This window comes from Collinsella sp. AM17-1, from assembly GCF_003470665.1.
In the GTDB taxonomy this organism is placed as follows: domain Bacteria; phylum Actinomycetota; class Coriobacteriia; order Coriobacteriales; family Coriobacteriaceae; genus Collinsella.
The window spans coordinates 69,764-76,631 of record NZ_QRJZ01000010.1 but is presented as its reverse complement, the minus strand read 5'-3'; the positions used below and the strand labels follow the sequence as shown (position 1 = coordinate 76,631).

Sequence of the window (6,868 nt, the reverse complement as noted above, 5' to 3'; positions counted from 1 at the left end):
CATGCGGACTCCAAACCGGACCTGATGGTCCAACTTTTTGTCCGCAGTCCCGGTTTGTGGTGCGATGTGGCTTGTGGGACGGGCGGGGGTCGGTCCGTGGTAGACTATCGAACAACGTTTATTAATCGCGCGGTATCGTTGCCGCGAGAAGGGGTTGCGCCATGCAGGAGCTTGAGGATCGTATTCGCCATGACGGCATCGTAAAGGCCGGTAACGTCCTTAAGGTTGATGCCTTCCTCAACCACCAGTGCGACGTTGAGCTGTTCGATCACATGGGCGCTGAGTGGGCCCGTCTGTTCGAGGGCGTCGAGATCAACAAGATCCTGACGATCGAGGCTTCGGGCATTGGCATGGCCTGCATCGCAGCTCAGCATTTTGGCGGCGTGCCGGTGGTCTTTGCCAAGAAGGCCCAGTCCATTAACCTCGACGGCGAGCAGTATGCTACGACCATCTACTCCTTTACCAAACAGAAGGAGTACCCGGTTATCGTGGGCAAGCGTTTCTTGTCCGAGGGCGACAAGGTCCTGATTATCGACGACTTCTTGGCCAACGGCTGCGCGCTCGAGGGTCTTATCAAGATCTGCGAGGCTGCGGGTGCCGAGGTTGCCGGCATCGGCATCGCCGTTGAGAAGGGTTTCCAGGGCGGCGGCGATAAGCTCCGCGAGCGCGGCTTCCGCGTTGAGAGCCTGGCTCGTATCGCCGATATGGACTGCGAGACCGGCGAGATCACCTTCGCCTAAGAGCACAACACAAGCGATTGGTATGCGATGTGACAAAGGGACCGTCCCTTTGTCACATTTTTTGTATGAGGGGAGGTGTTGATATGGATGAGAACAAGATGGGATGGCGCGAGTATGCGCGCTATGCCGAGATGTCGGCCGAGGAGTTGGCGCGCGATTGCGAGGTGCAGGTGTTTCGCGCGACGGGTCCGGGTGGGCAGGGCGTCAACACGACGGACTCGGCGGTGCGTATGAAACATATCCCTTCGGGAATTACCGTGACGGCGCGCGAGAGCCGCAGTCAGTTCCAAAACCGTAGTAGCTGCCTGCGTAAGCTGCGCGCTGAGCTTGAGCGGCGCGGGCGTCCACCGCGCCGACGCGTAAAGACCAAGGTGCCTCAGCGCTCTCGCCAGCGCAGACTCAATGACAAGCACTTCAACGCCATTAAAAAGGCTAACCGTCGCAAGCCGGGCAGCGACGAATAGCCTCCTCATAAGTTGCGGTGAAATAGGGACTGTTTGCGGCTTTAGCTGCATAAACAGTCCCTATTTCACCGCAACTTATGAGGGGTTAGCGGGTTGGGTGCCAGACCTCGAGGACGGCGGGAAGGATGTCTACCTCGATGCGCGAGGCGACAACGGGCTCGCCGTCGGCCTGGATGGGGTAGTCGGGCTCCTCAAAGGTCAGCTCGGCATGGCGACAACGTCGTATGCGAACCGGTGGCAGCTTGGTGTGGTGGCCGTCTTTGGCCGAGAGGAACATAGGCAGGGCAATCGCGCGAGGGACGGGGCCGCATGCGTAACAGACGTCGAGCATGCCGTCGCAGGGGTCGGCATCGGGGCAGATGCGATAGCCCGAGCCATACGTGGGGCCCAGCTGAATCGCCATGATGATCGCCCTCACGCGCTCGGCGGGCGCGCCGTCAAAGCTGGCTGTCATGGGGTAGTTGCGATAGCGCAGGCCAAACTGCTCAAGTCCCGAGAGGGTGTAGAGCGGAGCGCCCGTCAAGCCGGTCTTCTTTCGCAGCTCGGTGGTGCCAAGGCCGATGGCGGCATCAATACCGACGGAGAGCGTCTGGCCGTAATACTCGACGATCGCCTCGCCGCTACCGCTTGCGGGGTTCCATGAGCGAATGCGCCCGATGTCCTGACGCTGCAGCTCGCAGGTGAGCAGCGCGCCAAAATCCTTGCCGGAGAAATCGTCGATGCCGAGCGTCTGGGCAAAATCGTTGCCGGAGCCCACGGGCAGGACGGCAAGAGTGGGGCGGGCGTCCTCCTTTTGCGTCATAAGCCCGTTGACGACCTCGTGAATCACGCCGTCGCCGCCAAGGGCGATAACGGTGCGATAGCCCTGAGCCTGTGCGGCCAGCTCCTTGGCGTGTCCCATGCGCTCGGTCAACACCAGGTCAAACTGGGATGCGCGTGCCGTCATGTCCAAAAAGCGTTGCAGGCGCTCGGCAACTTCGCGCGCCGCACCTGACTGGGCGGCTGGGTTGGCGATAATGAGCGTGCGACCAAAATCAGTTGCGTGCATGGGGCGACTCCCGGCGTGTGACATGACAGTGCGGTCGCGATCAGGTCGAATTGCCCCCGATTGTGGCTGCACGGCGATTATTACATCTACTCTATCAGGTCGTTGTGGCGCTCGATAGCATCCGCTACCGTACCGCCCTCATCCACAATAAGCGAACGGCGCTTGGGTGAGATGATGCGCTGGGCGGGGTACACGCCGCGGTGTCCGCCGGCGAGATAGCTGATAAAGGCCACGATGACAAAGAACCCGGCGGCCGTGCCGTGGAACAGGTCGATGGCCATCATGCAGGTGGTGATGGGCACGTTGAGGCCGGCGCAGAACACGCCGAGCATGCCGAGAGCCGCCAGAAAACTGGGGTCAAGCCCGGTAAGGCAACCGATCCAGCCACCGAGTGCCGCACCGATGCCAAACAGGGGCGTGACCTCGCCGCCTTGGAAGCCCGCGCCCAGGGTAAGCGCTGTGACGACCAATTTGATGGCTGCGTCCGCCAGGGTGGTGTTGCCGGCAAATCCGGCGCCGGAAAGCCACGTGGAAAGGCCGGCGTAGTCCCAGGCGTCGAGGAGGGCATAGGCGGCCAAAACCACGAGTGCGCCTATAAGTGCGCGAACGAGGTAATTGGTGATAAAGCGACCGTACAGGCTCTTGACGGTTCGAACCGACCAGGCAAAGAGGCGTGCCGTCAGGCCGAAGATAATGGCGCTGATGACTACGATGACGACCGTTTTGGGCGTCATGGCGGGAACGCTGGCGATGACATTCGCTTCGTACTCGGTACCCAGAGCGAGTGATGTAAAGTAGCCGGTAAACGAGGCGACCAGGCAGTAGATGCCTGCGGTGTAGTCGATCTTGCCGATAAAGCACATCTCCATGCCAAAGAAAGCTCCGGCAAGGGGCGAACCGAATACGGCGCCAAAGGCCGACGAGATGCCGGCGAGCATGAGGTCGTGGTGGTCATGCTTTTTGAGGTGGGCGAGGCTCGAGATGTTGCTGGCGATGGTGCCGCCAATCTGCACAGCGGCTCCCTCGCGACCGGCCGATCCGCCCGTTAGGTGCGTGAGCGTGGAGCAGACGAAGGTGAGGACGGCCATGCGCATATGGATGAGGCGTGTACCCAGGGCGGAGTCGATGACCAGGTTGTTGCCACGCTTGGCGGCAAGGCCGTGGTTTTTGTACACCCATGCGGTGGCAACGCCCACAACGGGAAGCAGCGCGTAAATCCATGCATGGTGTTCGCGATAGTCGGTCGCGATATTCAACGAGGCCAAAAACGCCCAAGCGGCAACGCCCATGGCGAGCGAGACGATGACGACGAGTGTGAGCAACTTGGCGCTCGCGAGTAGGTTGCGGGCGTTGCGGCGCGTGTCGGCAGCCAAGAGATGCTCGGAGCGGGTGAGCTGATGCCTTCCTGCCATGATGACGTCGTTCAGGGAGAAAAAGCCGCCGTCGTCGAGCGGCTGGGAATGATCCTGCGCCTCGTTTGCGCTTTCGGGTTTGTCGGTAAAAGCCATACGTTCCTCTTTTAGGTTGCAACACGAGCATTATAAAACGCGGTAAACGCGACGAGCCGGTGGGTTGGTTTCCATTCTGTTTCGCGGCTTGCGGCCGACAGGTGTATTTGCGGGTACAGGCCAAGTCGCGGTCGCGCGTCGGGGGATTATACTGAGACAAGCATAAAGAATCGGCGCTTCTGTTGTGCGCCGTGGCATTAAGAGGTGCATATGGCAGAGAAACTCATTCTGCTGGAGGACGCGCAGGCGATTGTTCTGTCGCACGTTGCTCCGACCGATCTCATCGAGATTCCCGTGTGGCAGGCGGCTGGTTTTCCCTTGGCCGAGGACGCGGTGGCCGATATCGACATCTCGCCGTTTGCCAACAGCGCTATGGACGGATATGCCGTGCGGTCGGCGGATTTGGCACAGGCGTTTGGCGAGGCGCCGGTGACGCTCGACGTTATCGGACACGAGGCCGCGGGCCATGTGTTTGAGGGCGCAATCGGCGCGGGCGAGACGGTCCGCATTATGACGGGCGCGCCGGTGCCCGAGGGTGCCGACGCCGTAGTGAAATACGAGATCGTCGACGTGCTCGATGGCGACGGCAACGAGGGCTCGCGTGTGAGGTTCTCGGCGCCTGCCAAGGTAGGGGAGAACGTTCGCTCTGCCGCCGAGGAGGCCCATGCCGGCGATGTTGTGATGCACGCCGGCGAGGTTGTGGCTCCGGCGGGCGCGGGTTTGCTGGCAAGCGCCGGATACGCGAGCGTGAAGGTGCACGCTGCCCCACGTGTGGGCATCATCTCGCTGGGCACGGAACTGGTCGCACCGAGTAGCGTGCCGGCGCGCGGTCAGATTCGCGACTCCAACTCCTCGGCGCTGATGGCCGAAGCACTCGATGCCGGCGCCGAGCCCGTTTTCTACGGCATTGCACCCGATGATGAGCAGGCGATTGCCGAGCTGGTGCATCGTGCCGTGCAGGAGTGCGATTTTGTCATTACGAGCGGTGGCGCCTCGGCGGGCGACTACGATTACGTGACGGCGCTCGTCCGGCGCGAGGGCGAGGTGCTGTTTGACCGCATCTCGATGCGTCCGGGCAAGGCCATCACGTTTGGCTTGCTCGGGGGTAGGCCCTACCTGGGGCTTTCAGGCAATCCGGCCGCGGCGTATGTAGGCTTTGAGATGCTCGCCCGTCCGGCGATCCGCAAGATGCGCGGCTTTGCCGAGGGTGCGCGTCCCGTGCAGCAGGCGACGCTCACGCACGGCGTGAAAAAGCGACAGCCCCGCCGCTTCTTCGATCGCGCCACGGTTTTGCGCGACCCCGAGACCGGTGAGTTGTTGGTGACCGAGGCCAAGACGCAGAATTCGGCGCTGCTCGGCACGATGCAGCGTGCGAACTGCCTGTTGCGTATTGACGAAGGACCGTGCGAGCTCAAGGCGGGAGATGCCGTGGACGTTGTTCGCGTCGACCTGCCCGAGGGCGCCGTGTTGTAGGAGGAATGCTATGGAGCTGAAGATATCGATCGTGACGTGCTCGGATACGCGCGATCTTGCCCAGGACGAGGCTGGGGCCGCACTCGAGGAACTTATCGAGACGCAGGGCTGGACGGTCGCCTCACATGTGGTCGTGCGCGACGACGCCAGCGAGATCGGTGATGCCATTGTGGAAGCCGCCGATGAGTGCCACGCCAATGTCGTGCTCACCTGCGGCGGCACGGGGCTTTCGATGCGCGATGTAACGCCCGAGGCGACGCGTGCCGTCTGCGAGCGCGATGTGCCGGGTATTGCAGAGGCAATCCGTGCGTACTCCATGACCAAGACGCGCCGCGCCATGCTCTCGCGCGCCGTGTGCATGCAGCGTGGGTATACGCTTGTCATCAACTTTCCGGGATCCACGAAAGCGGCCCGCGAAAGCTGGGAGGCCGTGAGCGACCAGCTGGAGCATGCGGCCCAGATGACGGCGGGCGGCGGGCACGCCAAATAAGCGCACGACCTGCGGCGGAGTAACCTTACGGGCTGCTCCGTCTTTTTTATGCAGCGACAGTGCGGGCCGTCTCGTGGCTATTGGTAAAAGAAAATTATCAGGCGAAAGATATTTATCATAAGCATTATTCGCGCGAAAGTATAATCTAAATACAGAATAAAGCCCGCGGCGGGGTGCCCGGGTGTGCCGTTCGAAAGGGTTGAACATGTTCGATATGGTTTCTCGCCGTGGATTCGTCTCGCTTTCTGCTGTCGCCGCTGCCGGCCTTGGACTTGCCGGCTGCTCCGGCAACAAGGCATCTGAGTCAACTGGCTCCGATGCCGGTTCTGCTAAGGCATCTTCCAAGAAAGCTGTCGAGCTGCAGGTCTTTGCCGCCAACTCGCTCGAGAAGGCCCTGCCCGAGGTTCAGGGGCTCTACACCGACCAGACCGGTACTACCTTTGCCGATACGCAGTTTAAGGGCTCCGGCGACCTCGTCGAGCAGATGCGTGCCGGTGCCGCCGTCGACGTGCTCATCACGGCCTCCAAGGGCACCATGGACGACGCTGAGGCCGCCGATCTCGTCGATGCCGACATGCGTGAGGATATGTTCGTCAACGACCTCGTGATCATTCGAGCCGAGGGCTCCGACACCAAGGTTGAGGCCATCGCCGACGTCGCGAATCTGGACGGCAAGATCGCCATTGGCGACGCTAAGACCGTTCCCGCCGGTAAGTACGCCAACCAGGCGCTGGCCTCCGTGAGCCTCTACACTGGCACCGAGGGTGACGACGGCGAGTACGCTTCCGAGATCGCCGACAAGGTTGTCCTGGCCGACAAGGTCGGCACCGCTGCGTCTTACGTCTTTACGGGCGACTGCGTGGCCGGTTTTGTCTACAGCTCTGACATCTACCGCTACGACGGCATCGAGGAGGCCTTCGTGTGCCCCGAGGATTCGCACAAGTCCATCGTGTACCCGGGTGCCGTTGCCGAGAGCTCCGAGCACGCCGACGAGGCCAAGGCGTTTATCGACTTCTGTCTGACCAACAAGAAGGCCCAGAAGATTTGGGCCAAATACGGCTTTGAGCTTTCCGCGTAGTGCGGCTTGGCGCGATAATTCCATCGTTTTGTGTTTCACTCCGTCCTTGTATTCGCTTGGAGCTTTT

At 61.5% G+C, this 6,868-nt stretch carries 7 protein-coding genes; 5 read left to right on the top strand and 2 right to left on the bottom strand.

The window, feature by feature from the left end; translation table 11 throughout:
• Nucleotides 1-161: 161 nt before the first annotated feature.
• Nucleotides 162-740 carry a xanthine phosphoribosyltransferase gene (locus tag DW195_RS06320; protein ID WP_006234139.1) on the top strand — a complete coding sequence of 193 codons (579 nt, stop codon included), beginning with the start codon at nucleotides 162-164 and terminating at the stop codon, nucleotides 738-740.
• A gap of 83 nt (nucleotides 741-823) precedes the next feature.
• Nucleotides 824-1,204: a peptide chain release factor-like protein gene (locus DW195_RS06315; RefSeq protein ID WP_192919550.1), complete on the top strand. Its 381-nt coding sequence runs from the start codon at nucleotides 824-826 to the stop codon at nucleotides 1,202-1,204.
• Nucleotides 1,205-1,289: 85 nt separating this feature from the next.
• On the opposite strand, the gene DW195_RS06310 is transcribed toward DW195_RS06315, so the two are convergent.
• Nucleotides 1,290-2,252, bottom strand: coding sequence for a diacylglycerol kinase family protein (locus DW195_RS06310; RefSeq protein WP_118206197.1), 963 nt, complete (start codon nucleotides 2,250-2,252; stop codon nucleotides 1,290-1,292).
• A gap of 86 nt (nucleotides 2,253-2,338) precedes the next feature.
• Nucleotides 2,339-3,760, bottom strand: a complete 1,422-nt coding sequence (locus DW195_RS06305; RefSeq protein ID WP_199576327.1) for a chloride channel protein — start codon at nucleotides 3,758-3,760, stop codon at nucleotides 2,339-2,341.
• 210 nt (nucleotides 3,761-3,970) lie between these two features.
• On the opposite strand from DW195_RS06305, the gene glp reads away from it, so the two are divergent.
• The 3 genes from glp (at nucleotide 3,971) to modA (ending at nucleotide 6,801) form a co-directional block, all read left to right on the top strand.
• Nucleotides 3,971-5,233, top strand: coding sequence for a gephyrin-like molybdotransferase Glp (gene glp, locus DW195_RS06300; protein WP_118206196.1), 1,263 nt, complete (start codon nucleotides 3,971-3,973; stop codon nucleotides 5,231-5,233).
• A gap of 10 nt (nucleotides 5,234-5,243) precedes the next feature.
• Entirely contained in the window at nucleotides 5,244-5,723 is a 480-nt protein-coding gene (locus DW195_RS06295; RefSeq protein WP_118206195.1) for a molybdenum cofactor biosynthesis protein B, read from the top strand.
• Between the two features lie 205 nt (nucleotides 5,724-5,928).
• Nucleotides 5,929-6,801 (top strand): molybdate ABC transporter substrate-binding protein, encoded by an 873-nt coding sequence (modA, locus tag DW195_RS06290; protein ID WP_118206194.1) that lies wholly within the window; start codon nucleotides 5,929-5,931, stop codon nucleotides 6,799-6,801.
• Nucleotides 6,802-6,868: the final 67 nt, after the last annotated feature.